This is a genomic window from Mesorhizobium caraganae (assembly GCF_016836705.1).
In the GTDB taxonomy this organism is placed as follows: Bacteria; Pseudomonadota; Alphaproteobacteria; order Rhizobiales; family Rhizobiaceae; genus Mesorhizobium; species Mesorhizobium caraganae.
The window spans coordinates 53,211-78,187 of record NZ_JAFCGY010000008.1; the positions used below are offsets into that span (position 1 = coordinate 53,211).

The 24,977-nt window shown below is 61.4% G+C and carries 22 protein-coding genes and 1 pseudogene; 10 read left to right on the forward strand and 13 right to left on the reverse strand.

The annotated features are described in order from the left end of the window. Nucleotides 1-24 precede the first annotated feature (24 nt). The gene (locus JQK88_RS16850; RefSeq protein ID WP_203278892.1) at nucleotides 25-1,350 is read left to right on the forward strand and encodes an MFS transporter; all 1,326 of its coding nucleotides are present in this window, start codon (nucleotides 25-27) and stop codon (nucleotides 1,348-1,350) included. 139 nt (nucleotides 1,351-1,489) lie between these two features. Here the strand turns inward: JQK88_RS16850 and JQK88_RS36220 are convergent, their stop codons facing one another. Next, complete coding sequence (locus JQK88_RS36220; protein WP_246749870.1) at nucleotides 1,490-1,924, reverse strand: DMT family transporter; 435 nt, start codon at nucleotides 1,922-1,924, stop codon at nucleotides 1,490-1,492. 94 nt (nucleotides 1,925-2,018) lie between these two features. Then, nucleotides 2,019-2,315 (reverse strand): annotated as a pseudogene (locus JQK88_RS37450) (DMT family transporter); the annotation flags it as partial. On the opposite strand from JQK88_RS37450, the gene JQK88_RS36955 reads away from it, so the two are divergent. The 4 genes from JQK88_RS36955 (at nucleotide 2,260) to JQK88_RS36960 (ending at nucleotide 5,082) form a co-directional block, all read left to right on the forward strand. Then, a complete protein-coding gene (locus JQK88_RS36955; RefSeq protein WP_281434868.1) occupies nucleotides 2,260-2,388 on the forward strand; it encodes a hypothetical protein in 129 nt (42 codons plus the stop codon). The pseudogene JQK88_RS37450 and the gene JQK88_RS36955 sit on opposite strands and share 56 nt — an antisense overlap. Before the next feature lie 156 nt (nucleotides 2,389-2,544). After that, the gene (locus tag JQK88_RS16860) at nucleotides 2,545-3,420 is read left to right on the forward strand and encodes a LysR family transcriptional regulator (protein ID WP_246749885.1); all 876 of its coding nucleotides are present in this window, start codon (nucleotides 2,545-2,547) and stop codon (nucleotides 3,418-3,420) included. Nucleotides 3,421-3,925: 505 nt separating this feature from the next. Next, entirely contained in the window at nucleotides 3,926-4,864 is a 939-nt protein-coding gene (locus tag JQK88_RS16865; protein WP_281434869.1) for an RHE_PE00001 family protein, read from the forward strand. Beyond that, complete coding sequence (locus JQK88_RS36960; protein ID WP_246501513.1) at nucleotides 4,861-5,082, forward strand: helix-turn-helix domain-containing protein; 222 nt, start codon at nucleotides 4,861-4,863, stop codon at nucleotides 5,080-5,082. The genes JQK88_RS16865 and JQK88_RS36960 overlap by 4 nt, the downstream gene beginning before the upstream one ends. 119 nt (nucleotides 5,083-5,201) lie before the next feature. On the opposite strand, the gene JQK88_RS16870 is transcribed toward JQK88_RS36960, so the two are convergent. The 9 genes from JQK88_RS16870 to JQK88_RS16910 form a co-directional block, all read right to left on the reverse strand. Continuing rightward, nucleotides 5,202-6,101, reverse strand: a complete 900-nt coding sequence (locus JQK88_RS16870; protein ID WP_192250221.1) for a PAN domain-containing protein — start codon at nucleotides 6,099-6,101, stop codon at nucleotides 5,202-5,204. 28 nt (nucleotides 6,102-6,129) lie between these two features. Continuing rightward, nucleotides 6,130-7,314: a glycoside hydrolase family 3 protein gene (locus tag JQK88_RS16875; RefSeq protein ID WP_192250224.1), complete on the reverse strand. Its 1,185-nt coding sequence runs from the start codon at nucleotides 7,312-7,314 to the stop codon at nucleotides 6,130-6,132. A 3-nt stretch (nucleotides 7,315-7,317) separates the two neighbouring features. After that, a complete protein-coding gene (locus JQK88_RS16880) occupies nucleotides 7,318-8,148 on the reverse strand; it encodes a PAN domain-containing protein (RefSeq protein ID WP_312037291.1) in 831 nt (276 codons plus the stop codon). A gap of 107 nt (nucleotides 8,149-8,255) precedes the next feature. Beyond that, nucleotides 8,256-8,999, reverse strand: coding sequence for a PAN/Apple domain-containing protein (locus tag JQK88_RS16885; RefSeq protein ID WP_192250227.1), 744 nt, complete (start codon nucleotides 8,997-8,999; stop codon nucleotides 8,256-8,258). A gap of 62 nt (nucleotides 9,000-9,061) precedes the next feature. Next, the gene (locus JQK88_RS16890; RefSeq protein WP_192250230.1) at nucleotides 9,062-10,024 is read right to left on the reverse strand and encodes a hypothetical protein; all 963 of its coding nucleotides are present in this window, start codon (nucleotides 10,022-10,024) and stop codon (nucleotides 9,062-9,064) included. Continuing rightward, the gene (locus JQK88_RS16895) at nucleotides 10,021-12,726 is read right to left on the reverse strand and encodes a virulence factor SrfC family protein (protein ID WP_203278895.1); all 2,706 of its coding nucleotides are present in this window, start codon (nucleotides 12,724-12,726) and stop codon (nucleotides 10,021-10,023) included. The genes JQK88_RS16890 and JQK88_RS16895 overlap by 4 nt, the downstream gene beginning before the upstream one ends. Before the next feature lie 11 nt (nucleotides 12,727-12,737). Then, on the reverse strand, nucleotides 12,738-15,863 hold the full coding sequence (locus tag JQK88_RS16900; RefSeq protein WP_203278896.1) for a virulence factor SrfB: 3,126 nt from the start codon (nucleotides 15,861-15,863) through the stop codon (nucleotides 12,738-12,740). A gap of 37 nt (nucleotides 15,864-15,900) precedes the next feature. Continuing rightward, a complete protein-coding gene (locus JQK88_RS16905) occupies nucleotides 15,901-17,154 on the reverse strand; it encodes a hypothetical protein (protein ID WP_192250240.1) in 1,254 nt (417 codons plus the stop codon). After that, nucleotides 17,151-18,830, reverse strand: coding sequence for a S1C family serine protease (locus JQK88_RS16910; RefSeq protein ID WP_203278897.1), 1,680 nt, complete (start codon nucleotides 18,828-18,830; stop codon nucleotides 17,151-17,153). The genes JQK88_RS16905 and JQK88_RS16910 overlap by 4 nt, the downstream gene beginning before the upstream one ends. 415 nt (nucleotides 18,831-19,245) lie before the next feature. On the opposite strand from JQK88_RS16910, the gene JQK88_RS16915 reads away from it, so the two are divergent. Then, nucleotides 19,246-20,073, forward strand: coding sequence for a PAN domain-containing protein (locus JQK88_RS16915; RefSeq protein WP_192250246.1), 828 nt, complete (start codon nucleotides 19,246-19,248; stop codon nucleotides 20,071-20,073). 690 nt (nucleotides 20,074-20,763) lie between these two features. On the opposite strand, the gene JQK88_RS16920 is transcribed toward JQK88_RS16915, so the two are convergent. Together JQK88_RS16920 and JQK88_RS16925 are read right to left on the reverse strand one after the other, a co-directional pair. Further along, complete coding sequence (locus tag JQK88_RS16920) at nucleotides 20,764-21,510, reverse strand: hypothetical protein (protein WP_192250249.1); 747 nt, start codon at nucleotides 21,508-21,510, stop codon at nucleotides 20,764-20,766. A 50-nt stretch (nucleotides 21,511-21,560) separates the two neighbouring features. Further along, nucleotides 21,561-21,719, reverse strand: coding sequence for a hypothetical protein (locus JQK88_RS16925; protein WP_312037292.1), 159 nt, complete (start codon nucleotides 21,717-21,719; stop codon nucleotides 21,561-21,563). Between JQK88_RS16925 and JQK88_RS16930 the strand changes: the two genes are divergently transcribed. From JQK88_RS16930 to JQK88_RS16945, 4 genes are all read left to right on the forward strand, one after another. Next, entirely contained in the window at nucleotides 21,690-22,256 is a 567-nt protein-coding gene (locus tag JQK88_RS16930; protein WP_312037293.1) for a helix-turn-helix domain-containing protein, read from the forward strand. The two genes, JQK88_RS16925 and JQK88_RS16930, sit on opposite strands and share 30 nt — an antisense overlap. Before the next feature lie 518 nt (nucleotides 22,257-22,774). Beyond that, nucleotides 22,775-23,722 (forward strand): DUF1403 family protein, encoded by a 948-nt coding sequence (locus JQK88_RS16935; protein ID WP_246749871.1) that lies wholly within the window; start codon nucleotides 22,775-22,777, stop codon nucleotides 23,720-23,722. A gap of 5 nt (nucleotides 23,723-23,727) precedes the next feature. Further along, complete coding sequence (gene scpB, locus JQK88_RS16940; RefSeq protein ID WP_203278899.1) at nucleotides 23,728-24,447, forward strand: SMC-Scp complex subunit ScpB; 720 nt, start codon at nucleotides 23,728-23,730, stop codon at nucleotides 24,445-24,447. 18 nt (nucleotides 24,448-24,465) lie between these two features. After that, on the forward strand, nucleotides 24,466-24,957 hold the full coding sequence (locus JQK88_RS16945) for a hypothetical protein (protein ID WP_203278900.1): 492 nt from the start codon (nucleotides 24,466-24,468) through the stop codon (nucleotides 24,955-24,957). Nucleotides 24,958-24,977 lie beyond the last annotated feature (20 nt).

The following is a 24,977-nucleotide window of genomic DNA, read 5'->3' on the forward strand; positions in this document are numbered from 1 at the left end:
GATGGTGTGATCGGGCTTATCTCTATGCATTCGGAAACAGCGCAGGGCGTCGATCCACTCCACGAAGAGCATTCGCTTATGTTGGCAGCGGCGAGCCAGGGGCGGCATCACGGCCTGCTCAAAACGATTGTCCTGACTGTAATATTCGCTGGTTTCATCGGGATCACGTACGGGTTCTCGATGGATCTCTTCTCGATCCTGATACCCGACATGATGAAGAGCATCGGCTTCAACTATGTCGAGACCGGCGCGGTTGCGGGGATTGCTCGCTTCGGCTTTCTGCTGGCAAGCCTGCTTGCCGGCCTCCTCGCCCCCACGATCGGCTACGGCCGGACGATTGTCGGCTCCGTCCTCCTTTCGCTCTGCGCTCAGATTGGAATGGGCGTCTCGCATTCGGTCGGGATGCTATACGTTCTGGCGTTTGTCCTCGGCGTCTGTTCGTCCGCAGTCTACGTCCCGATGGTTGCCGTAGTGACAAAATCCATACCGTTTCAGCATCGGGCCAAGGTGTTCGGAATCATTTCCAGCGGGCAGAGCTATGCCGACTTCGCGAGCGGCCTGCTCGTAGCCTCGCTGCTTCCCAAAATTGGATGGCGGAACATCTGGTTTTTCATAGCAGTGCTCGGCATAGCCATCGCCACGTTCTCCGTTTTCTACCTGTTTCGCCGTGGCGTCATAGAAAAGACTGTCGAGGTTCGGACCGATGTCCCGGACTCCGATCGATCCGATATCAGGAAGCGCCTGCGCGCCATCAGCAACCCCCAATCCATGATGATCTGGCTGATTATGCTCGCAAGCGGGCTCAGCACCTATCCGTTCCAAACATACATATCGCCCTTTGTCCGTGATGAACTGGGCTTCTCAGTCGACCTCGCCGGTGGCATGTGGTCGGCGATCGGGTTCGTAGGCATGTGGGGCGGCTTCGCCATGGGCTTCATTGCCGACCGCGCTGGCATCCGGACTGCGCTCACAATCTGCTACCTCGCTATGTCGGCTGCTTCGCTGCTAATGTTTTTCCACCCCAGTGCGCCCAGCCTGATGGCCGCTGCCGCCCTTTATGGGCTGGCCTACTTCTCCATGTACGGCCTTTTCCCAGCCTACATCAGCAAGTCCTTCGACCCGGCTGCCTCAATATTCGTCTTTGGCGTCGGCAACGTCCTTCTCGGACTTTCAACGACCCTGGGAGGGTTCTTTGGGGGTTTCGCAAAGTCCGTCTTCGGAACGTTCCATCCTGTCTATCTGTCGGTGTCTGTTGTGAGCTTAGGTCTCGTGTTTCTGACCCTCTTCTTGAAACGCGAAGGGGTCAACTCGAGTGCCGCCGGAACCCCTTCCCCGGTGACCGCTGCTTAGCGTACTGTCCAAACCGGGGGAGATTCCGAAGGGCACCAAAGCCGTCGCAGACTTTTGCAGCGTGCGAAGGTCAAGGAGTTGTGCGACAGTCGCAAAGGAGCCCGAAGCCATCATCCGGCTCGGTTTCAATATATCGCCGCTAACGCCGGATGACGATAATCCCGGCCAGTGCGATGAGAACGATACCGAGCATGGAAGCTGCATCCAGACGTTCCGAGAAGAGCACGACGCCCCATAGCACTGCGAAGGCCAGATAGGAAAAGTCCCAGGTCGAAATGATCGAGGATGGTCCCAACTGGTAGGCGATGGCCGTGCCGACGCTGCCGATCAGCATTGTCATGCTCAAAAACCCGATCAGCGCCCATTGGGTCCAGCCCATTGGAACCCACTCGCCCATGAACAGGCTTTGCCCACTCTCGCTCCCTGCCATCACGGTCGCCAGGCTCGCGCCACCCCCGAGAACGATCGCTATCAGGTTGAAAATCAGTGCCAGTACGAAAGGGTTCTCGCCGCGGCTCTTGGTGCGCGTCAGCACCATCGCCAAAGCGTAGAGAATCGCGGAAACCAGCGGCATCACCGCATATGCTCAAGTCGCCCGCTTGCGGCTTCAGCATGAGCAGCACACCGACGAATCCGAGGGCGACTCCGACCCAACCTTGCACCCCGACAGGTTCCCTGATCCCGAAGGCCGCAAAAAGGGTAATGAACAGCGGGATCGTGTAATAGACCGCCGCCGCCATCGAGAAGTCGAGGTGCGGTAGCGAAGCGTAATAGATGAGCAGGCTCGATAGAAGCAGGCTGCTTCGCACGATGGCCCAGCCTGGATAGGCCGGGCGCAACGGTACCTGCGGAAGGCGCCATCTCAGGATCGAGATCAACAACGGCAGCGTGACGCAGGACCGCAGGAAAATGAACTGCGAAAGCGGCATGTGCGAGAGCGTGACCTTGATGATCGCATCAGCGATGGAAAGCGTCACGTCCGTGAAAACCATCGCTGCAACGGCGATGGCCACCCTGTCTTCCTTGAGGGCCGTCTGACTGGTCGGCATTTTCGCGTTCCCTTCTTCGTGCGCCGAGGCTACCGGGCCGAGAACGTTCCAACAATTCCGATTATACGGAAAAGTTGTCCGTGCTATTGTACAATGAGCAGCGACACGCGAAAGAGGATGCGGAGCTTTGGACAGCGTGAACGACATGATCCTTTTGGCCGAAGTCGCCGAAACGGGCAGCTTTACCCGTGCCGGGGGGCGGATCGGGATGCCCAAATCCACGGTCAGCCAGCGCATCGCCCAGCTTGAGGCACGTCTGGGACTGCGGCTCCTCAACCGTTCGACCCGGCACGTAAGCCTCACCGGCAGCGGCCAGGTCTATCTCGAATACTGCCGCCGCGTTCGCGCAGAGGTCTCGGCCGCGAACATGGCGATGACCAATCTGAAGGAACAGCCTGTCGGGACGCTGAAGATCACCTGCCCAGAGGTAACAGCCAGCTATTTCATGCCGACCTTCCTACACGGATTTACCACGCAGTTTCCCCGGATCACGGTCGAGCTGATCGCCACAAACCGGCATCTCGACATCATCCGCGAGCAGGTTGATTTCGCTTTTCGCGTTGGCACGACCACAGGTCAGGACCTGATCGTGCGGCGTGTCTCGTCGATCAAACGGGTTCTCGTCGCCGCCCCAGCCTACCTGGCGGCTGGCAGTCCTCCTCGGAAACCGACCGATCTTCTACATCACCGCTGCCTGGTGCATGATGCGCAGCCTGAATGGGTGTTCTCGTCAGACGACGCACCGATCGTCATGCGGCCGCCTGCGGCCGCGACTTCGGATTCTATGGGGTTTCTGCTGCAATCCTGCATCGCGGGCGGCGGGGTCGCACTCCTTCCCGCTTATGTGTGCCAGCCGTCCGTCGCGGTCGGCCGCCTCGTGGAACTGCTACCGGGCTGGGAAATTCCACCCTATGAAATGATGCTGATCTTTCCCAACCTGAAGAACCAGTCCAAGGCGCAGGTCGCATTCCGCGATTATGTGGATACCTTCGACTTTTCAGCGTTTGTCATTGGGCGATAGCCGGAACTTCCCGAGGTCTAACGGCCGCTTTGTTCCGCAAAGCGGACTATCTGTCGCAAAATTCCTAAAACCGCGACAGAGCATTTGATGCTAGGTTTCCGGTCGTTTTCGCATCCCATGTCATTGCCGCAACTAGTAGAAATACCGCGACATGATGTGCGACAAGCCTTTGGTTACCGACCTGACCTCGACGTCGGCCGTTTTCATCGGCTATGCCGTGTGTCGATGCGCGGCCCGGACGTTGACCGGCAGCGCGCCCGGCTGGAACCCTCGGGTGTCAACCACTACCGTTGAATGTCCAGCAGGAACTGGGTTGGCCCCTGCGCTCTCACCTGATGGCGGCGGAATGCGTAAACCAGTTTTCGCGTGTGCAATCGATATGCAAAATCGAGCGGCCAGTGAAATCGTTAGCGGAAAATCGCGCCTATCGTAGCACCCAAACCTAAGCAGCACATGACGTTCCCGCTATTGAAGTCGGGAAGTGAAAGCGACAGCCACGGAGGTCTTGGCGCGTCTCGACGAGCGGCTTCACCGCTCGCCGGTCCGCGACGGCTTTGTCGAGCGCCAGCACTTCGCCGACGCGGCCGCGGCGCTGTGGCTCGAGGGCGAGCTCGTCCACCTCGAGGACCTCGTCCTGCACGACGCCCACATGGACATCCGCACCCCGACCCACGAGCTCACCCAGGCCCACGCGGTGCTGCGAACCCGCCGGCGCATTTTTGCGCAAAAACCAGACTGGGCGCTCAGCCGCGATGGGTTGACGCAGCTTACAGGGCGCTGCGGCGCCATGCCGGCGGGGGGCCAAAAAAGCCGGGAAGGGGAGGGGGCTGAAGCCGGCACCGTTGAAGCCGACAGTAGGGATGACGTTGAAGACGATCTGTTGGCAGAAGAATTTGCCGAGATCGATGCTGTCCTGGCACGCTCATCAAAGCTCCTCAGCGGCGCCGACGTGCCGGCGAGGACACAGCGCGCGGACGAGAGGCCGGACCTGATCTACGATCTCGACTGGAATGAAGACGAACGGCTAGGCGAATGGCAGCATGTAATGGCCAGGACGCGCGATCTGCCGGTCGCCCTGCGCGGCGCGATCCTGCTCGAGGTCTGGCAAGACATCGAGGTGCTGCAGCATGCCACCTGGCTTGGGCCGCTGCTGGTTGCCGCGCTGCTGCGCCAGGAGGGTCTCGCCGCTGGCCATCTCGCCTGCCTGCATCTCGGCGCCAAGAACATTCCGCGGGAGCGGCGGCGGGCGCGCAATCGGAGCGATCGGCTGCTGGCCGCTCTCGATGCCATTCACGACGCGGCGGTGGCTGGCCTGAAGGAGCATGACCGTCTCGTGCTGGCGAAAAGCCAGATGGAGCGGCGGCTCAAACAACGGCGCTCCAATTCGAAATTGGCCGACCTCATCGAACTCGTCCTGTCACGCCGCTCGTCTCGACCGGCATGATCCAGGACAGGCTGAAGGTGACAAAGCAGGGGGCGCTCAACCTGGTGAGCGAGCTTGGGCTGCGTGAGATGACGGGCAGGGGAAGGTTTCGCGCATGGGGGATATGTAATTCCAAAGCCTGCCATCCCATGCGGATCGCGGGTTTGGTCAAAGCCATAGGACACTCACGCTTCCGTCCAAATCGCGCGGCCTCGAGCCTCCCAACTACAGGCCATTGACTCCCAATTGTCATGCCCAAGATTTCCAATCCTCAGAGATTCGGAGAGTGCATGCCTGAGAAATTGACCCCCCGTCAATTGTGCATGTCGCCCGACGACACTCCCGGCTCGCTTCCCGATCAATCTTGGCGTTTTGCGCCGCTGTTAGTTCCCCGGCTGCTTGAATATTCGCCCGGTTGGTCGAAGAGGACGCAGCGCTTCTGGGATTGGGTGAATCCGAAAGCGATGCACTGGTCCAGCGCCGAGCAATCCCGTTCGCACTCGCCGCGGGCGCGAGCGCTCAGCACGCGGAACCCGTTTCCCGAAAAGGCCTTGTCGTTGAAATATTCGAAGTAGGCAGCTGCGCCTGACGCGGTCGGGGTTCCAAGCTCCGACATGACGCCGCTGGTGGCTCGGGCGTTCATCAAGAGTTGGCCAGGACCTTCCTTGAGGAAGCATTTCCGGTTCCAGGCGTCGTAAGTGAAAGCCTTGCACCAGCCTTCCGAGGCCCGGCACATGGATTCACACTGATCCACGCTTTCGGCCTGCCTGGTCTCGGTGGCTCTGCTTTTGAGGTCCCTGTTGAGGAAGCGCCTGAACGTGGCAGGCGGTGGCGTCACGGCAATCGCCTGCTGCGCCGGCTGGTTAGGCTGCGGCGGTGGTTCGGCAGGCTGTGGAGAGGCAGGTTGATTGATTGGCGGATGGTAGCCAGTGACAAGACTGCGGGTGCCGGCCGTTTGCCCCTGGCGTTCCTCGGCGCCGCCAACGCTCGCGAACAGCCTGCAGACGTCGCCGTTCGACGAGTGGTCAAAGCCGGCGCATCCCGAGCGCGCGGAGCAAAGGTTTCTACAGGACTCCAACTGGACGCTGACCTTCGCACTGACGATCCCATTCAAGGAAGTGTGCGGATAGTAGAAAAGATCCCCAACTGATTGCGCATTCGCTGGCCGAATCCCGGTTGGCGGAACGACAGCAGCAACTGCGCCTGCCACTCCCAAAAGAAGTCCCGCTATTCCGCAGCGAAGACCATACGCCAGCATGTTTCCTCCTTGCCTAGGCAGCCTCGCGCTACCGTTCCCGCACAATGGTCGTTTCCTCGGAAACGGCCGGCGCCAGCTTCCTTTTCAGGCGCATGACGTTTTCATAGGATTTCTGTATCCGCTCGAGCATTTCCGGGTCCTTGCGCGCTTCTTCAGACAGAAGGGCGGCAACCTTTTCCGGGACCAGGGGGTCTGGATGTTTGTCGTTGGCGAATATCAGGATGTCGTTCCCTGCCCGAACGGCTCGCAGCACCGAGTCCTCGAAGCTGATGTTGTCGGTAATGGCCTGCATCTGCATGTCGTCGCTGATGACAACGCCCTTGAAGTGCATGTTGTCCCGCAGCAGCCCGGTCAACGTCGCGCGGGAAAGCGAGGAGGGGATTTGGTTCGAAAAGGACAGCTTGTCATTTATCACATGCGCGGACATGACCATGTCGACATCCCCCGACGCGATCAGGTTCTTGTAGGGGAGAAGTTCCTTATCGCTCCATGTCTTGGAAACGTCCGCCATGCCCTTGTGGCTGTCCTTGGTGCTGGAACCGTGTCCCGGGAAATGTTTCAAGGCCGTTAGCACACCCTTCGCCCGATGCGCTTCGACGAAAACCTTCGCGTATGCCTCGACCGTCTGCGGATCGGCAGAAAAGCTCCTGCCAAGCTTGCCAATGATCGGATTCGCCGGGTTGACGTTGAGGTCGACGACCGGAGCCAGGTTGAGGTTGAACCCCAGATCCGAGAGGGCGGAAGCGAGGTTCTGGTAAACCACGCCGGCCTCGTCGGGACTCATGGACTCAGCCACAGTCGCCTCGCTCGGCGTCTCCTTGAACCCGATGGCACCCGTGAGCCTCTGGATACGGCCGCCCTCCTGGTCGACCGCGATGAGCAACGGGGTTGCCGCGAAGCGCTGCAGGCCCTCGTTCAGTTCCCTCACTTGCTTAAGGCCGTCGATATTGCGCCCCAGATAGATGACGCCCGTGATCTTTCCTTCCTCTCCTTGCCTGACGACCCTCGCGTAGCCCTCGGCATCCGGCTCGCTGCCGACGAAGCCAACCAGCACCATCTGCCCGATCATCTGCCGCAGCCTCGCGTCTTCGATTATGCGGTGCAGCTTGGCGGTTTGAATGTGGGCTCCCGGTACCGGGTCAGCCTTCAGCGGCGAGGAAAGGCCAAAGAGGGCGCATGCGAGAGCGATGTAAGGTGCGATCCGCGGCGGCATGTTTCAGTCCCTCGGAGCGACGGGATGCACAAAGTCGGGGGTGACCGTACGGCTGTTTTTTCGCGCCGACGTCATGCCTTTTCTTCGCACCGGGTAGAGGTTCGTTCCGTTGACCAGGAAACATCGGTTGGGTCGCGCGATCACCCAGGTGAACCCACCGCATCCACCGTCGGAGTCACATTGCTGCATGCATTCCTGGTACGAGATCGCAGCTGATTCCATGCCATTTCCAATGAAGCCGCTGGTAGTGAAAAGCTCCCATCCGGCGGTCAAGGTCGGAGGAGGAGCCGATGGCTTGGCCTTGAAATAGAGGCCGGACCGTCCCAAAGGGTAGGACTGCACGAAATCGAAGCCGGATTTCAGGAAGCATCGGTTCACTTCTTGGTTGTAGGTGAACGCGCGGCAGGAGATTCGGCTGTCACACAGAGCCGAACAGCTTTCAGCATTGGGCGCATCCAGGCCTTTCGTGACGAGATCCCCGCCCCAAAGATCAACGCCGCTGAAAGACGCGTAGTACCAGGACTCGGCGTTGGCGGGATCGCGGTAGCCTGGAATCTTCTGGCGCGTGCCGCCTATCGAGAGCGGATCAGACTGTGCTGACGCGACTGATGGAAACAAGCGGCAGAGGTTGGTTATAGAGGAATGATCGAAGCCGGCACAGCCGGAACGCTCCAGGCAGATTTTCCGGCAGTCGTCCAAAGGCCGCCGGAACTCGGCGCTGGGGCTTCCCCTCAGTGCCGTCTCTGGATAGTCGAGAAATTCGCCACCAGACTCCTGCGCCGACGCCCTCGGAGCAATTCCAGGTATCACAAGCGAAAATGACAGCAGCAGCACGGACGACGCTATCCCCGCCGCGGCCATGCGCAACCGACGACCCCTCTGCCGCATTCCCGCTTTCCCCCTTACTCAACCCATGAAACCGATATGAAGGTGCGGCTGGGTCAAGGACTGATCGATCCTTCGCAGTAGGTGGTGCGAAGGAAATTCTCGTATGCGTTGGCGTGGTTCGAACCCGTGTCGCCGGCGTCGAGGCAAAGCGAGCTCAGCAAGTTGTTGGCTTGCGCATTGCCCTCGAGCGCGAGTTCGAAATACGAGCGCGCCGCCTTGTTGGAGTCGATCGCGTCTACGCGATCCGGCGCGAAGCTCCTTGGATCGTACCATTTCGCCATTTCGAGCTTCGCGTCCTGGTTGCCTCTCTGCATTGCTAGATTGATCGCCTGCATCCCGACGCTCCGGTCTCCTCGCTTGAAAGCCTCCATGCTCAGGGCGAAGAGTTCATGGCCGTCGGTGTCGGTCTCCTTCAGCTTCGCCAGCCTGGCTGCAAGCGGAGGATTTGTCGGATCTGTGTAATTCGAAAGCAGGCTGCGCGTCGCCGCGGTCGAACCCACGCTCACGCGTCCGGCCCCTACGCTCGCGAACAGGCGGCACTCGTCCTTTTGAGAATGGTCAAATCCCTGACATCCGGAACGCGCCTCGCAGAGTTTCCGGCATTCATCCATCGGCTTGGAAAACTGGGCGCTGACTATCCCGTTCAACACAGTGTCCGGGTAGTTGAAAAGCTCGGTTGCCGCGGAATTTTCCTGCGCTCCCGCCGACAGGGCCATGCCCATCAGCATTGCCGCGGCCACAGCCGCCACGAGCCCCCCGAAGGGCAGGAGATACTTGTCCAAGCTGCTCTTCAGCATGCCTTTGTCCCTTTGACGGTTCCATAGGCGGCGAATTGCCGGACCCTTGTGATTTTCAATCATTATTCCAGCGTCCCCTCGCAATAAGTGTCCGTCAGGAACCCGTTGAACCCAGGGTCCTGAGGAGAACTCGCGCTCTTCGCGCAGAGGGAGCGGAGCAGTTCCTTGGCCGCTGTTTGACCTTCTACCGACAGCTCGAAATAGGCCCTCGCCGCCCTGTTCGCGTCCGGTCGATCTGCTTTAGTGGGATCGAAGGAGCTTGGATCATACCAGCGCGCGATTTCGAGTTTCGCGTCCTTGTTGCCCCGCTCCATCGCAAGATTGATCGCCTGCAAGCCGATTCCGCCGTCGCCTTCCCGGTATGCCTCGCCGCTTAGGGCGAACAGTTCAACGCCGTCAGTGTCCGTCAGCTTCAGCCTCTCGAAGCGCGCGAGCAAAGGCTCGGGCTTATTGAACCAATCCCTGCTGTCGGCGATGTAGTATCCTCCGCCTGCCACAAGCAGCGCCAACGGGATCAGAAGGTATAGGTACCGCCGCCTCTTCTTTGGCGGTTGGACGGGCTGGCGTTTCTGCTCCTGCGTCTCCACCACCCGTGGCAGCTCCACGGCCTGTTCGAGGGCCTCTTCGAGCTCCCGTTCGATGGCCTGGGGAGTGGGTGTCTTGAAAGGGGTCAGTTCCTGTGACCAAGCTCCCGGGCTAGGCGGGATCGGCGGCCAGAAGGCGCTCCCCTCTATGTCATGGCCTTCGACCTCGATCTTCACCTGCAGGTCAACCGGGATTTGGTCGCAGACCTCGGGTCCGACAACCACCGTGGCTGAATTCGCGCTGCGGCTGACGACCATCGCATCTACGGTTGCCGGACGCGCCTGCCATCCGGCGTCGCCAAGATAGGGAGCGTCCTTGGACTTGCGCATGATGGACAGGCGCAGCCTCGGAGAGCTGCCCAATTCCTGCGGGAACGTGATCAGGGCATGCCCGAACAGGCGTGTCTCGTCCTCGCTGACTTTGACCGCAACCGTGTTCATCGAGCAGTTCCGACGGGCGCGCCAAGCAGCGGCGCCGCCTCATCGAGCGCGTCCAGGATGGCCCTCAGGCGCTCGTTCTCCTCGACGTTGATGGTGATCCCTTCGCCCGAGAGGACGTTGTCGGTAACCACCTGGTGGAACGCGTACATCCATTCCGAGAGCGCGAGGTAGGAGAAGTTCCGCCGCTCCACGCCAAGCCCGTCGCAGTCGGAAACGCTCGGACGGCGAGCAAACACCCTGATTTCTCCGTTCTCAGTGCCGTCAGGAGCCAGTGGCCGCTTGTTCTCGGGCATCGCGTCGAAGCCAAGCGTGCTGACGAAACGGTTGATGTGGCTCGTCGCGAGAAAGCCAGCCTTCTCCAGCAGGATGTCGGACCTTTCGACGGAACTTCCCGAGAGCTTGGCGAGATCCCCGGCTATGCGTTCTTCGAGTCCCGACCGCCGCGCAGCGGCGGTAAGCTCGGCGACCAGCTCGCTCGCGGACTCCTGCCCGAGGCCAATGGCCTGCAGCGCATTGTCGTTTCTCGCGAGTGCGAAAAGGCCGTCCGTCCAATGCCTGATGGCCGAGCGGGCGAGATAGGCTTCGCGCGGCAGCGCTTTCTGCGAAACCGACTCCCCGGAGGAAACCGCGGCGGCGGCCACCTTCTTCTTGCTCCCTGGCAAAGGAGGAGCGCCGGGCCGCGGAGGCGGCGGGCGCTTTTTCGCCGCGGCTTCGGTCCGTCCTTCGGAACCTTCCTCCGGCGCGTTCTGACGCTTGAGGCGGTTTCCGTACTCGATGTGAAGATGTTCGGAGATTCCGTTCTGCGATATCTGCAGCATCTTCATGGCGGTCCCGAACTGGTCCCGCTCCCAGACCTCGGTGAGGTTTGCGAGAATCTGGTCGGAGACTTCCCGACGCTCGGCGATGCGTTTGTTGATGTCGCTTTCGATGAAATACGGAGCGAGCACGCGGCGGATATCGTGGGCTATGTTCCCGACGCGGCCTCGTATCTGTCCATACTTGATGTCGGGACGGCAGATGGCCGCAAGGTTCTCCGCCAGATAGCTTACGCCGCCATCGTTCAGCCTAAGGGCCTCGTCAAAGGCCTTGGCCGGCTCCCGGAAATGCTGCTGGACTTCACTGACCTCAAGATAGGCCTCTCGCAGGGCGGCGACCTTCGCAACCTTGTCGGGCAAAATCTCGATCTCGGCGCCGCCCTTGTACTTGATCAGGGACTCTGCTTTGAAATTCGGGTTGCGCAGCCAGTAGGAGTTGTTGAAAGGCTTGTCCGGCATCCATTCAAACGGCCACTTGTGGGCCTTGCCGAAAAACCGCGTCAGCGAGGCGCCCAGGCGCGCGCTGAAACGATCCGCCAGGCTCTGCCCCTCCTCGCCCGCCTTTTCGCTGAAGTGCATGTCGAACATCGTCAGCACCAGGAACAGCGCAGTCTCGGTCCGGGCGCGATCGAGCGGGCTTTCCCCGTGCGAGGTCCTGATCCAGTCGTCGATCATGTCGGGAAGGGTCGCGACGTCCTGATTCGAGGGCTTGATGCAGAGCAGCATGCTCGAAAGTTCCTGCTCTGCCACGTAGCGGTCGAAGAGGTAGGCGACCTTGCCCCGGACGAAGAGTTCCTTGAGCGCGTCGGGGTTCCCCTCGATGAAGGCCTGAAGGTCCACCTTCTGCCTGCTGCGAGCGCCCGGGAAGTCCAGGAGGTCAGTGTGCTCGAAGAATGGCCATGGCTGTTCCGATATCGCAATCCGGAGTTCTGCCACCAATGCGGCGATCACGGGTCTCGGCAACGAAACCGTCGATCCTTTCATCGGCCTGATCAGCAGCTCGTCCTGGCCGGATTTTCCGAGCCCCCGCAGCGTCTCGACGTCTATGATGCTGCTTTCCCGGGGAACCAGCGCCTCGACAGGGCAGTAGGCGTCCTTGGCGAATCCAAGGCTCTCAAGGGCGGTGACGAGTTCAATGTAGAGATCGGTAAATTTCTGCAGTCCGCCCCATAGCACGGAAAAAAGGTCGCCGCGGTCGGCAATGGAAAGCCGGGAGGCAAGGAAGGCCGCTTCCTCCCAGTAGGCCCCCAGCGTCTCGATGTTCGGCAACCCTGCGAACTGCTTCTCGAAATACTCCTGAAGGTCCCACACGTCCTCCTCCGCCAGGCAATCCGAAGCTGCCTGCGGCATCGCCCGGCTCTTCGCCCTTTCCAGGGCGGACAGGACGGTATCGGAAGTCAGCGGCGCGCGTTTCTTCGCGTCTCCGTCAAGGAAGAAACTGTTGCCCAGGACCTTGGCCACGTCCGTTTCGCTCAGCATCCTCAGTACAACGGGCGCGCCGGCCGGACTTGGTTCTTCGCGAACGGAAAAGCGGGTGACAAGCCCGGTGGACTCCCGATCTCCACCGGGGTTGATCTCCCGAATGAAGTCGACCTCCCGCCCGAGATCGCCGAAACGGGCCATCAAGGGCGCGCTTCCGTTGCGGGCGAGGACCGACACCAGATAGGACTTGCCAGCCTGGCTGGGGCCGAACACCCCGACACACATGGGGCGGTCGATGGCCAGCATCGCCTTTCGGGTGGCAACGATGGACTTTCTGAGCTGCTGCTCGGCGCCCGAGCGCGTGCTGCCGACCCGCTCCGCGTTTGCGGAGGCTCCTATCCAGGCGAGGCCCTGCTGCGCCGATTTCAGCGCCGTGTCGCAGGTTTTTGTCAACTCTTTACGCATGCCTTCAGCTTTCACTGGATGGAGATAATTCCGGTATCGAGCCAGTAGCCGTCGCCCGCCTCGACCGCGAGCGTGTCCAGCTTCAGCTCCATGATGCGTTTGACTGGAGACCCGTCGGCGTCCTCCGCGTCCTGGATCACGAATTCCTCGCGGGTCGCCTCGCTCGTAAGAAGCGCGATCTCGTTCGCCTCGTCGTCTTCCGGCGCCTGCACGTTGCGCGCGATCGTGACGCGGACCGGCTTTCGCACGCTCCGCGCCGACCGCGTCTGCGCGGTCGTCAGCTTGTAGAGGGGAGTCGCCACCCAACGCTCCAGCGGAAGCTGCCTGAAGCCAATGCGAAGCGGACTGTGGTAGTCGAACTCCGCCTCGGCTTCCGCCGTTGCGGCATCGAGGTCGATGTCCGAGAAAAGCAGGGTTTCGTCCGGCAGCGCCGAGCTGCCCTGAAGCCGCCCGATGTACCGGGCCGTCGACTTCATCCGGAGGTACTGGGAGTAGAGGGTGAAGTTGGTGATCTGCCGCTCCGAGAGCGCGCACAGCATGGCGCCCACGACCGCGGTCGTCTTTGGGTCGTCGATGTGCGTGTTGCTGACGCCCCGGAACGGATACCACGTGCCGACGCGATAGTCCTTGATCGGGATGACGCGGTCAGGCCGGACCGACATCTTGTTCATGAACAGGCTAATCATCTGTGGCAGGCGCATCGGCCGCCCGGTCAGGAGCACCACGTCAGCGTCCAGATGATTGATCGCTTCCGCGATGTTGTCGAAGACGCCGTCGAAGATCGACAGGACGCACTCCTCGACCGCCAGTGGGTCGACCGCTATGTCGCAGTCGGCGACCGTGAACTCTCCCGCCCCGAGCGCGCTTATGTTGTCCTTGAGATATCCGAGAATGCGCGCGTCTACCGGAATGTCGCCTCCGGCCGTCGTCCGCCCCCCGGTCTCGAAGAAACTGCCCGCCTTCCGGATTTCCGTCTTGCGGCTCGTCGCCGGCATGGCTTCGCATTCGGACAGGACCGCGATGGCGATTGGCTGCAGGACCTGCAGCACGAACTGGCGGCGCAGGTGCTTTTCCTGCTCGGACATGTTCGGATTGTCGCCGGCGAAGCGGTCCTTAAGATAGTTCCGCGCATTCCGAAGGCCCGCTTGGGCGAGCCCTTCCTCCAGCCTCGGTATGACAAGCCGCTCGATAACCACCTTGAGGAGGTCGTCGCCCGCGATGCGGAACCCCTCCCGGAAGTTCTGGTCGGGGAACAGGGCGACGTTGTCCGTCTGGAAGTAGGTCGTAACCATGAGGTCGGTGGTGCCGCCGCCCACGTCGACGCTGGCGACGCGCAGCGACCGTTCGAGCTTCTCCTTGGCCTTGGAGGGCGGGAGCGTTTTCGGCCTCTCCCTGTCCTTGCCGAGCATGTCGAACAACGTCCTGATCGACCCGCCCAGCTTGTGCACGGCCTCGCCGTAGAGATAGACGAGATGAACCGAACTTGCCTCGTCCCAGGAGCAGTGGATTTCCGGGCGCTGGCTGTTTATGCCGCTGTCGCTGTCGCCCCATCCCGACAGGGACCAGAGAAGCTTCACCGCGGCTTCTGCGCGCGACCGGAGGATGCGCTGCTCCTGGATCGGGGTCGCTGAGGGGATCGTCAGGATGATCCTGCGCAGGCGGCGCGGAGAGTCTTTGAGCCTCCTCTCCCGGCGGGTGCCGGGGTTGTTCATCATCGACATCGCCTGCGCGATGATTTCGACGAGCATGAACGTGAAGAAGGACGTCCTCGAGAAGCAGAAGCGGCTCGCCGTCTGCAGCTCGCTCTCTTTGACTTTCAGCTTGAACTGGCGCCTGTCGCTCTCGAGCTGCTCGAGGACGTCGCCGCGATCGTTTATGAAGCGGTACATGGAGCGCTCGATCAGCGGCTCCGTCCCCGCATGGCCCGCCGAGGCCGAGCGGAACTTCCACTCCTGGAGAACCGGATCGGAACTCCACAGGTACCGCTTCGGCGAAGAAAGCCCTGTCGCCGCCTCGGTGCCTTCCGACTCCCCGCGCAGGCGCGAGGCTTCGGGGCCGATGCGGAGCAGGCTTGGCCAGAAGAACGCCCGGGGGCGGCCAGATCGCCTGGCGATGTCTTCTGCTCCGAATTCCCCGGCCACCAGCTCGCACTGGCTTTCGAACGGATCGCGATAGACGAGTTCGGGCTTGGAGAGATCGCGCAGCTCCAGGACAACGGAGTTGTTGAGGTCGACGTTCACGTCGTCGGGGAACGACTGGATCAGAAGTCCGCACGACCGCGAGTTCCCGATGTCGAGCACCAGGTCGACGTCGACCGGATGAACGTTCCTGTTGTCGCTGACCGTATCGATGAGGGTTACGCGAACGGGCTTGATCACGCTGGCGAGAAACTGGACGAAGGTTATGTACCGGGCGAGATGCTCGAACTGGAAAGGAAAGTCGTCGGGCCTCAGCTCCTTGCCTTTTCTCTGGAGCTTCTTGAAGGAGTGGAGAATGTCCCTCAGCCAGTCATCTAGCCACTTCTGCGCGTCCACGGGCCCCTGTCCGGGCACATCGACCTTGTGGGACAGGAACGAGATGATGTCGGGAAGCTGACTGACGAACCGGAACGATTCGGTCCGCATCGCGTCTTCCGGACAGGGCGCGAGGTAGGGACGGTTCGTCTTCCGGGGCGCGAGCGAGCTGTCGAATGCAAAGATTGCCCTGTGCGTTCCCTTTCGGTCTCCGTGGGCGTTCCTGGTCTCCGTAACCCTCACCCGGACCCAGTCGGTCGGACCCTGCGCGTAAATTTCGTTGCCCAGCGAGTCCTTTCCGGGTTCGATCTTGAAGAACGGCACCGGAACCCAACGGTCGAGGAAGGTCTCGAGCGCCCTCGATTTCGCGATGTCGTACAGCACGTCGTCGCCTTTTGGGGGGTAGGGCGGCTGGTCCGTGTCGGGATCGTCATCGTTCCAGTTCGGAAGCAGGCGGATCAGCGTCTTTCCATCCGAACCGGTTTCACCCGGCGACAGCCGCTCGATGAACGACCTCGACAGGCGCGGAGAAGCGTCGAAGTCGAACCCGAACTCGACGAACTGGATGCCGCTGTCCGGCACCAGCGTAAATCCGTCGCTGAAATCGGCGAGGTTGGTCAGCATTGAGTCGTCCTGTCAGGCTGGTGTCGGCTTGCTGCACTCATGGAACATCGAACTCCGTGACTTTCATCTGCGACGCATCGTGAGATTCTTGAGTCAGGCTGCCCGGATAGCTTTGCGTGGCCCCACCATTCTTGAGAATGACATTGAAGTCGGTCCGCTGGGCCGGGTCTCCGCGCTTGTCGAACAACCTCACGTAGACCTCGTAGTGTCCGGGAGGAGGCTTGTTCGCCCACGTTATGTGTTCGACCGGCTTGTTGTTCTCTCCATTGAGGTTCATGTCGATGTCGTGCACGCCGCCGCATTTCGGCTGTCCGTCCAGAAGCACCATTCCGCCGTCCGGACACTTCACGAAGAGGTCCAAGTCTGTCCGGTTGTTCCAGATGAGCGTCACCTGTGTCTGGCCTTCCGCCCCGCCTGCGCTTTCGACGCGCTTGTCTGCCTCCTGCGCCGGATCAGACTGCTCGGCTCTGGGCGGCAGCTGGCATGAATTCAGATGCCGCCGCAGCTGTTCCTCGATCACTGCTTCTTCCGACATGAGTTCCTGCGTTCGCAGGCTGGCCTGATCGACGGCTGGCTGCGGCGCCGCAAGAGCGCAGTAAGCGCCTCCGCCCTTTCCGAACGCGGTGACGCCGAAAGGAAGGACCAGGCCGCAGGCGGGGAGCAGCAGCCATGCGGTCGCCCCCGCGAGCGCTACGGGAACAAGCCAAAGAAGCTTGCGGGCGACCGACCGCCACCAGGAAGGCCCGGCAGCTCGCACGGGGCGCTCCGGCGCTGTATCCGGAACAGATGCCGTCGGCGGGCGGTCCCGGGCAACTTCAGCAATCTGTCCCCTGCCGCTGGTTTCTGCGTCATGTTTTTCGTAACCCCATGCCGTAAGGACGAGCACTCCGTCGCTTCCGTCTGAGCCGCCGGAAACCCATACGTTCTCGTCGTCGGGGAATGTCACCGCGTTGCGCAGCGCAGTAGCCGTCGAGCGGGCCGCTGGGTCGGTGCGAGCCTCATGCGCGGCGGCCGCGCGAAGAACAGCGCGGACGGATTGGTCCAGCCGCGCCTTGTAGACGGCCGCCGTTTCGGGCGGGAGTTCCGTCAGGCGGACAAGTGGCTCGTCGCGCTCGGTATACCAGTCGATCCCCGAGCCGTCCTTACGCGGCACTGGTTCGGCGAGCTCAAGCCCGATGCCGCCGGGGAATTCCCGTCCGAGCACGGCCTGGAGCCGATGGACCGAGCGCTCTGCGGTAGACCCGAGGGAACGCATCAGGCTGAGTGTCGTGGTGGCGACGAACTGGCTCATTGGACCGAGCCTCCCGCTGGCGATGCGGCAGCGGCGCCCCCCGAGGCCGGACTGCACGGCTGATCGGCGGCGGTTACCGTCACGCCGTTGGCTGACAGGAACCGGATCGCGTCGCTCGCGCCAAGGGAGAAGTTCAGCTTCTGAACGTTCTCCCCGTCGAGGACTATAAAGGTGTTCACTCCGACCGCCCGACCGCAGGCATCCGAAAGTGGACCTCCGCTGTTGCCGGGGGAAATGTTCGCGGAATGGGTAATCACCTTTGCCGCCCCGCCCTGAGGCATGGCCATCACGTTGCCCTGCGTGACGACCATTTCGAGATTGCCGATCCCTGTGGTGTCGCCATTGAGGATCGCTCGATAGGTGCTGTCCATGGACATTACGAACGATGGGAAGCCTCCCGCAATCACGCTGTCCAGCCTCCCGATTTCCGTCGAAAGATGCAGAGGCGTTATGTTGCCAGGCGCCTCGTCCACTCGCAGTAGGGCAAAGTCCGGAGTTCCGGTCTCGCTGCCTGCGGATCTCGCGACGACGCGGGCGGGGACTGCGCGTCCAAGCGCCTTGCTGGCGACGAATACCGTCTCCCCGGCGCCTTCGACAACGTGATTGTTCGTGAGGATTTCCCTCTGGCTTACGAAGAACCCGCTTCCGGTGCTGAGCGAGTCCGCCGAGGTTGCAAGCACCAGCACTGTTGCTGAGTCCAGGGTTGCGAGAAGCGAATGCGGTGAACCGGGTCCCGGCGCCTGCCCGCCGGCGGCCCCTGACGCGCCGTTTTCCGTTTCGCCACCAGCTTCATGGAGCGGCGGACCGAGAACGGATGAATCTGCCTCGCATGCAGCCTTTGCAAGCTCCGCTTTCATTTTGCCGATCCGCTCTTCAAGGCTCCGGCTGACCTCCTCGTTGTTCACGAGTGGAGCTGTCGGTAGCGGCGGGAGCGCTTCCGGATAAACGAGGTTGCCCGGCCAGGCCGCGTAGATCAGGGAGGCGGCGAACACGAACGAAAGGGCAGCTATGGGCCAAAGCCAAGCCTGCATGGGTCTTGCTGAAACCGCTGACTGAGTCTCTTGGGTGGATGCCGCGGTGGCCTCGGGCACAATAACGCGCCGCGGGGGAGACAGTCCGGCCGTGGCGAAACCTCCGGCGATAACCCACGGCTGACCCGGCACTCGGGGCGATATGCCGCTTGGAAGGTAGGGACCTATCGTCTTCTCGCTATGCCGCGCGAATGCGGCGCGAGAGGAACGGGCTTCCTCCGGCAGGATCCCCCAATTCGTGAGGACAGCGTTCTCGCCGACGGCGACGATCGAGCTTTCGTCCACCACGTTGAGCATCGCGCCAACGGTCTCGCCGATTTCCGGGTCCGCCAGCGCCGGACGAAGCGCCTCGATCCGCGCGGCCAGGATCGATTCGACCCTGGCCCGCATTCCTCGGTCGAGTTCGCCCAGTCGCTTCGGCTCGTCGTCGAAACGGCTGAACCATGCCACGACCAGGCGGCCACCTTCCTGCTCCTTGGCGTTCGGCTCCGCGAACAGCCGTGACGCGTTGTCCCCACACAGTTCATCTATGCGGGCGAATACCGTTTCGCAGTCACGCCACAGCGGTTTCCCGGCAACGGCTAACACGTCGTCGGCACGCGCCGACGTTGAACGAACGAAGTGGACGTTGCCCCCTCGAGCCATTGGCGACCTTCCCCATACCGCATGAATTCTTAACCATGCGGTGCCCCGGCCGGCATATTTCGACGGAACAAACGCCCATGTCAACGAGCCCTCAAGTAGATTCGGCTGAGATGCTTAACCTGTAGCGGACCGCAGCCTATTTTCCGTCTTAGCAACAGGTTCTAGTTTGATTCCAATTTCGCGTTGCGCATTCCCCATTTGGGGCTGGAAATGCAAATTCTGGAGGATTACGGTTGCGCCGGGCCGATATTGCCGAGGGCAACAGGGGCATTGCCGACGGTAAAAGAAAAATGGGGCAACGGGAAAGATCGCGATCTGTCATGAGGCTCCTGGCTGGCCGTCTAAGTCGCCCTTCACCTCGCCAGTCATGACATCAAAGTCAGCGAATTTCGCTGACTTTGATGTCAAGTCCCACATGAAACAGAATAACAGCGACGGGGGAAACATGTTTGCGCATTTTTTTCGCTGCGGATTGCGAGAGCTCCTGCTTGGAGCCGCCGGCTCGTCTCTGGCAGCTCTCGTCCTTCTGGTTGGCATTCAACCGATCGGCGCGCAGACCACGGCAGTGTTCTTCGACTATCCCGGGACCGCATTGAACGGGATCGTCAGCGCACAGGTCATCGCACCCTTGCAGGCATGTCGATCCCTTTGCACCTCGCGTTCGGGCTGCGTCGGTTTTGATCATTCGTCCGAGGACGGCATTTGTCGGCTTTTGGCAGCCGTAAGCTCCGCCGGCGAAAGCCGGGTGTCGACAGCAGCCACGCGGAACCTGATCATTGGGTATCGTCCTCCCTCAAACGCGCCCGCGGCGCCTGCCGCCGTCCAGCCGAAACCCGCAGTGGCACGCGCGGAGCCGCCGGACATCAGCGGCCGCAAGGTGAGTTATCGGTCGATTCCCGGCGACCCGAGGCCGATAGGCTGGGTCTATATCAATGTCTGCAGGGGAGCCCCGGTCGACGCGGACTCACTTCGCAGTTCCATCAACGGATATGTTTTTGAGTCATTGCGGCTCATTCCGGGCAGGATTGAACAGTTTGACAGGAACACCACACCGCAATGTGCGTTTGTGCCCAAGGCCGTTGGCTATGCTTCGCCGAGCGCCGAGGAGTGGAGAATCGGAGCGGTGCTAGAGGAGATGCGTCCGCTCCTTCGTCCTGCCGGAGTGGGAACACGCGCGGACGGTCTATTGCCCATGCAAGGTTCCGACCGCTACCGCATCGACATATGGCTTAGCCACGAGTGAATGTCCCGGCTTCACTATCGGATCGGGCGGAGCAGCGACCCGCGGCCTCACGTGACGACAAGAAGTGCTAATAGGGTGCGGGACATGTCGTATGCGGCTTCGCCGCCCGAAGAGGATTTGAGCTTCGTGACCCATTCTGGCCGGATTGCGTAGCACCAAGCTCACTAACTTCGTTGCGTCGGTCTCTCTCCGGCGTGGGACAGCGCACAATCCTGCGGATCGAGCAAGACGACGACACTGTCACGCTGGAATCGCGGCGGCGGCTGCAGGCCGCTTTCACGAGGGCTGGTATGACGTTCATTCCCGATGATGGACAGTCCGGTCCCCGCCTGCGCGTTCGCAGGGATCTTCTTACCCAAGGAAGCTTGCGGTTCTGACCGCCTCGGCGAGCCGATCAATCCAAGTACCACAACCGGAGGATCCGCCGCTCTATTGCAAGTGACTTGTTCTAGCGCGACCAAAAGCATGCGCTACGCGGTCTCGATGACGTTGAAGCGACTATCACAGACGGGATTGCCACAGAAGAGATTGAGGCTGGCGCCGCCGCGGGGCCTTTTCCGAGCGGGAAAACCGAACCGAATGCGGGCGGGGATAAGCAAAAAAATCCCGATCGGGATGTCCCAAGAGCCTTCGGCGTTGATATGCGAGCGTAAGCCCTGGCAGATGGACAGTTCCAGCCGCGCGATCGTATCAGCAACCGTCGAGCGCCTTAATGCCTTCGATGTAGTCCTTGCCGCCCTCGTTCACTGTCGTCACTTCCGCGCGGCCAGAGCATGCCGTCGCACCCTTCCTGAACGCATAGCTGACGAAGAACAAGTCATCTGCCTTCGCTTCAATGCCGAGAAGCTTAAGCGGCTCCTGCATCCCTCCGTAGAAGCCACTCAGCGCGGCTGCGGAGAGAGGACCCTTGGCGCTCTTTCCGGGAACTACGAACCGCGCCGCCTCCTTGCCGTCCCCAGTGCCGAGGGCCAGGTAAAACGCCCGCACGACAGTCGCCGGAGTGCCGTACTGTTCAGTGATGTCCTCTTCAGGCGCGATGCTCCCGACAATAGCCATGAGCGGGGCTCGGTGATGCGCATTATCCGCAGCCCATCGATCAACGATGCCGACAGTAACGCGGCGTCCGATCAATGAAGCCACTGCGCTGTCCATGCCGCCGACCGGCACGACGTGAACCTCGCGGAAACTGGACTCGGGATCGGCAAAGTCCTCGCCCTGAAGGCAGATGTCGGCATCCAGTTCCAGTAAGTAAGTCGGCTCGGGCTGATCTCCTGTCTGCACGTCTTTATAGTTCGGCGGCCCGGGAAGTATCCGACGATAGAGTTCGCCGCTCAGCTGCGACGGCTGCCCTTTCGAGATGTCGTAGCAGGCGGCCTGTGCTCCGCTGGCCGCAGCGATGCTGTAGAAAACCAATGCGCATGCCCCAAGACGTTTCATAGGTCGCTCCCAAAAAGCCATCGCCATATGGCATTCATTCATGAAGCCCTTCAACCGATACATGGCAGCGTGTTTAATTCTCCGTCCTTTCGAGGGTCCCATAACGTCATAGGTGCGAGCGCACCGTCGCGCCTCTCGACAGCGCGAAGTTCTCTGGTCTTCGGATCCCGGATGTAGATGTGGCTGATATCGCGAGGATCGTATCGCACTTCGAGCCTGCCCAGCCGGTCTCGCTGCGGTACCAGGCCGGCGACGGATCGCGGAGATCGCCGGTGGGCAAAAGTCGTCGAAAGTTGACCTGCGAAATGCCGTCCGCCGAACCCACGCGGCAGAGGTGCCCCTGCACTTTTTTCCTGGACCGTTCCGGGGGTCACTCGCGCAATGGGAGCGACCGGCTGCTGGCCTCGCTCGACGCGATCCACGAAGCGGCGCTCGCCGGACTGAAGGAGCACGACCGATTGGTGCTGGCGAAAAACCAGATGGAGCGGCGGTTGCGCGAACGCCGCGCCAGCTCGAAATTGCCTGACCTCCTTGAGCTTGCGGTCTCGCGGCCGATCGTCTCCACCGGCATGATTCAGGAGATGCTAAAAGTCTCGAAGCAGGGCGCGCTCAACCTGGTCGGCCAGCTCGGCCTGCCCGAGAGACGGGCAGGGGAAAGTTTCGGGCATGGGGATTGTCTGATCGACCTTGTCTGCTTTACGAAGTTATCGAACTATCCTCCCATGTCGCTCTTACCGCTGGCTTGATGCACTCGATGCCGTGCGCCGATCTGCAGACGAGGCACCTGCTCCAACCATTTCAGCCATATCGTACCGGGACGGGTCGGCTGCGTCAGAGCGGTCCACGCCGAAGCTAGCCGCGATCGAGATATTCGCACGCAATATCAGCTTTTAGGAAAAGGTCAGGGTTTGCTCAATGTTCGACATTGGGCGCAAAGCGGACTTGAGGTAGCAAGTTCAAGCTTAATGATGTTCGTAATTCGTGTTGATTACAGAACTTAAGTAAGCCGGGCGACTGATACGAACAAACTTGCAACAGAAGTTAAGACATGTCTAGTGTAATATAGGTTATAATAAGCCAATAGTCGAACCCAGCAGAACGATTGATAGGGCAACATTATCGTTCATTTATAACGCGCGACAGGCGCAGCGCTTTTTATCCATTTCGGTTGCTAAAAGCGCCGCCATGATTCATCGTGTCTGCGATGATTCTGCGTCCCAAACCCGCTCCGCGCCACCACGCCACGCTTGTTGGTGCCCCCTTGATGGCAACGGTGCCGACCTGGCTGCGCCGGGCCATCCCGGATGCGCCAAGCCTTGCGGGAAGAGAAATTGAGGACGTCGCGCTCGCCGCTGGCGCCGCCATCAGCGCGCTCGACGCGGTGGTCCGCCGGCAGCAGCGGTGGGCCGGCGCCTGGCGGCAGCGGCTGGCGCTTTCGGCGGCCGCGGCAACGGCAAAGCAGGCCGGCCGCGTCGAGGATGAAAGCGCACTGCGCGACGCCGTGTTGCTCACGCGACCGGGCGACAATGTCGGCCCCGCCGGTCGCTTTCTCCTCGCCTGGCGTCGGCTGGCATCTCGGCCGGCGGAGGATCTGCTGACGGAGAAAACCCTCGCTGCGGTGTTGCAAGAGTTCGGCTACGCCCCGGACGATGAGGTGGTCGGCGATCTGGCCGATGATCTTCGGCAACTCGCGGCCGGCTATGGCATGGTCGCAACGCTGACCGGCACATTCATGGCCGCTGAACGCCGCGGCTTTGGGCGCGTCCTCGGAGCCTGGCTTGCCGATGCCTTGCTCGCGCAGCGGCTAGGCTGGACGCATGCAATCCCTTTGTTGGGCGGCGAGGCAGCCTTAGCTGTGGGGACGGGCCGGCCCCGTCGACCAATGACTGCCGCTCTGGCTGCGGGTGCCGAAACGGAAGCCGGGGCCAAAAGTCTGCTGGCCGCCCAGGTGCGGGCCGCGTTGCGCGCCATCGATCTGTCTGCGGAACTCGGGCGCCGTGCGGACCGGCTGCTTACGGTTGCCCCGAAACTCAGGGCCAAGGCAGCGGACGCCGTCGTCGAAAAGCTCCTGTCCGACGACGCGATCGTCGCTTCGCAGAAGATCGCTGGCATGAGCGACCGCGGCCTGCGCCGGCTGTTCGACGGGCTGGTCGAACTCGGTGCCGTGCGCGAGCTGTCGGGCCGCCCCACCTTCCGCATCTACGGGCTGTGAAGACGATGGCGGAGGTAGCGCGCAGGCGAGGGGGGAGCCGGTCAGATGACGGCCGATCAGGCGACCGCCTGTTTGATCGGGAGCTGGATCACCTGCCGCCGGAGACGCGCTGGCGCGAATGGATGAACCGTGTCGAAGCGACCATCTTTGCTGCAAGCGAACCGGTATCCCGCGAAACGCTTGGCCGCATTGTGGGAAAGAGCTGCAGCATCGACCTCTTGATCGACGACATCCGCGAGGAATTGCGTGGCCGGCCCTACGACCTTGTCGCCGTCGCCGGCGGTTTTCGGCACCTGACCCGGCCGGCCTATGCCGACGCTATTCGCAGTGCATTTGGCACGGCCGCCGGCGGCAACGGGCGTGCCGCGGACCTCACACAGTCGGACGTGCTGGTGCTGATGTGCATCGCCTACTTCCAGCCGATCACGCGCGGAGAATTGTCGTCTTTTTTTGGCAAGGAGATCAGTCGCGATTTTATTGGTCATCTGCGCGGTGCTGGCCTGATCGCTTCCGGTCCGCGTAGCCCGACGCCGGGCGCGCCCTACACCTACGTCACGACCAAGGAATTCCTGCTGGAGTTCGGGCTCGATACGCTGCGCGACTTGCCAGACTTCGAGGCGCTCGAGGACGCCGGCCTGCTGTCAAAAGAAAAGTTGCTGGCGGGCGACATCATGCCCGACTTTTCCGGCAGCCAGCAGGACGTCGGCGTCGAGATAGAGGAATAGGTTCGTTGGAGGGGATCGATGACTGGGAAGTGGTCGCGATCGGGAATTCCGCATAAGGGCTGGACCTGCGTCAATGTGGAGGATCTCGATGAACCGTCTGAGATCTGCGAAATGTGCGAAACCCAAGAGATCAGATACGTCCATTATATGACTCATCCTGACCATGCCGAAATGCTCGGCGTGGGATGTGTCTGTGCGGAGAAGATGGAGCAGGACTACGAGGCACCGCGAATGCGCGAACGTGCGCTCCGCAGTGCTGCACATCGCCGACGCAATTGGCTCCAGCGCAAGTGGCGCGTCTCGCACGCTGGCAACAGCTATTTGAATACCGACGGGCTGAACATTTCGATATACCGAAAAGGATCGGACAGTTGGGGCGGCCGGATCCTGGAGCGCTCTTCCGGCCGATCCGCGGAGTCTCGAAGGCGCTATGCTACCGAAGCCGCGGCAAAACTCGGGGCATTCGATGGAATGATCTTCTTGAAAACGAAAGGCTGGCCAAAGACCTAGAGCTCCTCAGTATTCGGCTA

Coding starts and splice junctions, on each gene's coding strand:
- JQK88_RS16850 (WP_203278892.1), top strand. CDS start 25: ATGCATTCGGAAACAGCGCAGGGCGTCGATCCACTCCACGAAGAGCAT.
- JQK88_RS36220 (WP_246749870.1), bottom strand. CDS start 1,924: ATGCCGCTGGTTTCCGCGATTCTCTACGCTTTGGCGATGGTGCTGACG.
- JQK88_RS36955 (WP_281434868.1), top strand. CDS start 2,260: ATGAACTGCGAAAGCGGCATGTGCGAGAGCGTGACCTTGATGATCGCA.
- JQK88_RS16860 (WP_246749885.1), top strand. CDS start 2,545: ATGATCCTTTTGGCCGAAGTCGCCGAAACGGGCAGCTTTACCCGTGCC.
- JQK88_RS36960 (WP_246501513.1), top strand. CDS start 4,861: ATGATCCAGGACAGGCTGAAGGTGACAAAGCAGGGGGCGCTCAACCTG.
- JQK88_RS16870 (WP_192250221.1), bottom strand. CDS start 6,101: ATGCTGGCGTATGGTCTTCGCTGCGGAATAGCGGGACTTCTTTTGGGA.
- JQK88_RS16875 (WP_192250224.1), bottom strand. CDS start 7,314: ATGCCGCCGCGGATCGCACCTTACATCGCTCTCGCATGCGCCCTCTTT.
- JQK88_RS16885 (WP_192250227.1), bottom strand. CDS start 8,999: ATGCTGAAGAGCAGCTTGGACAAGTATCTCCTGCCCTTCGGGGGGCTC.
- JQK88_RS16890 (WP_192250230.1), bottom strand. CDS start 10,024: ATGAACACGGTTGCGGTCAAAGTCAGCGAGGACGAGACACGCCTGTTC.
- JQK88_RS16895 (WP_203278895.1), bottom strand. CDS start 12,726: ATGCGTAAAGAGTTGACAAAAACCTGCGACACGGCGCTGAAATCGGCG.
- JQK88_RS16900 (WP_203278896.1), bottom strand. CDS start 15,863: ATGCTGACCAACCTCGCCGATTTCAGCGACGGATTTACGCTGGTGCCG.
- JQK88_RS16905 (WP_192250240.1), bottom strand. CDS start 17,154: ATGAGCCAGTTCGTCGCCACCACGACACTCAGCCTGATGCGTTCCCTC.
- JQK88_RS16910 (WP_203278897.1), bottom strand. CDS start 18,830: ATGGCTCGAGGGGGCAACGTCCACTTCGTTCGTTCAACGTCGGCGCGT.
- JQK88_RS16915 (WP_192250246.1), top strand. CDS start 19,246: ATGAAACAGAATAACAGCGACGGGGGAAACATGTTTGCGCATTTTTTT.
- JQK88_RS16920 (WP_192250249.1), bottom strand. CDS start 21,510: ATGAAACGTCTTGGGGCATGCGCATTGGTTTTCTACAGCATCGCTGCG.
- JQK88_RS16935 (WP_246749871.1), top strand. CDS start 22,775: ATGGCAACGGTGCCGACCTGGCTGCGCCGGGCCATCCCGGATGCGCCA.
- scpB (WP_203278899.1), top strand. CDS start 23,728: ATGGCGGAGGTAGCGCGCAGGCGAGGGGGGAGCCGGTCAGATGACGGC.
- JQK88_RS16945 (WP_203278900.1), top strand. CDS start 24,466: ATGACTGGGAAGTGGTCGCGATCGGGAATTCCGCATAAGGGCTGGACC.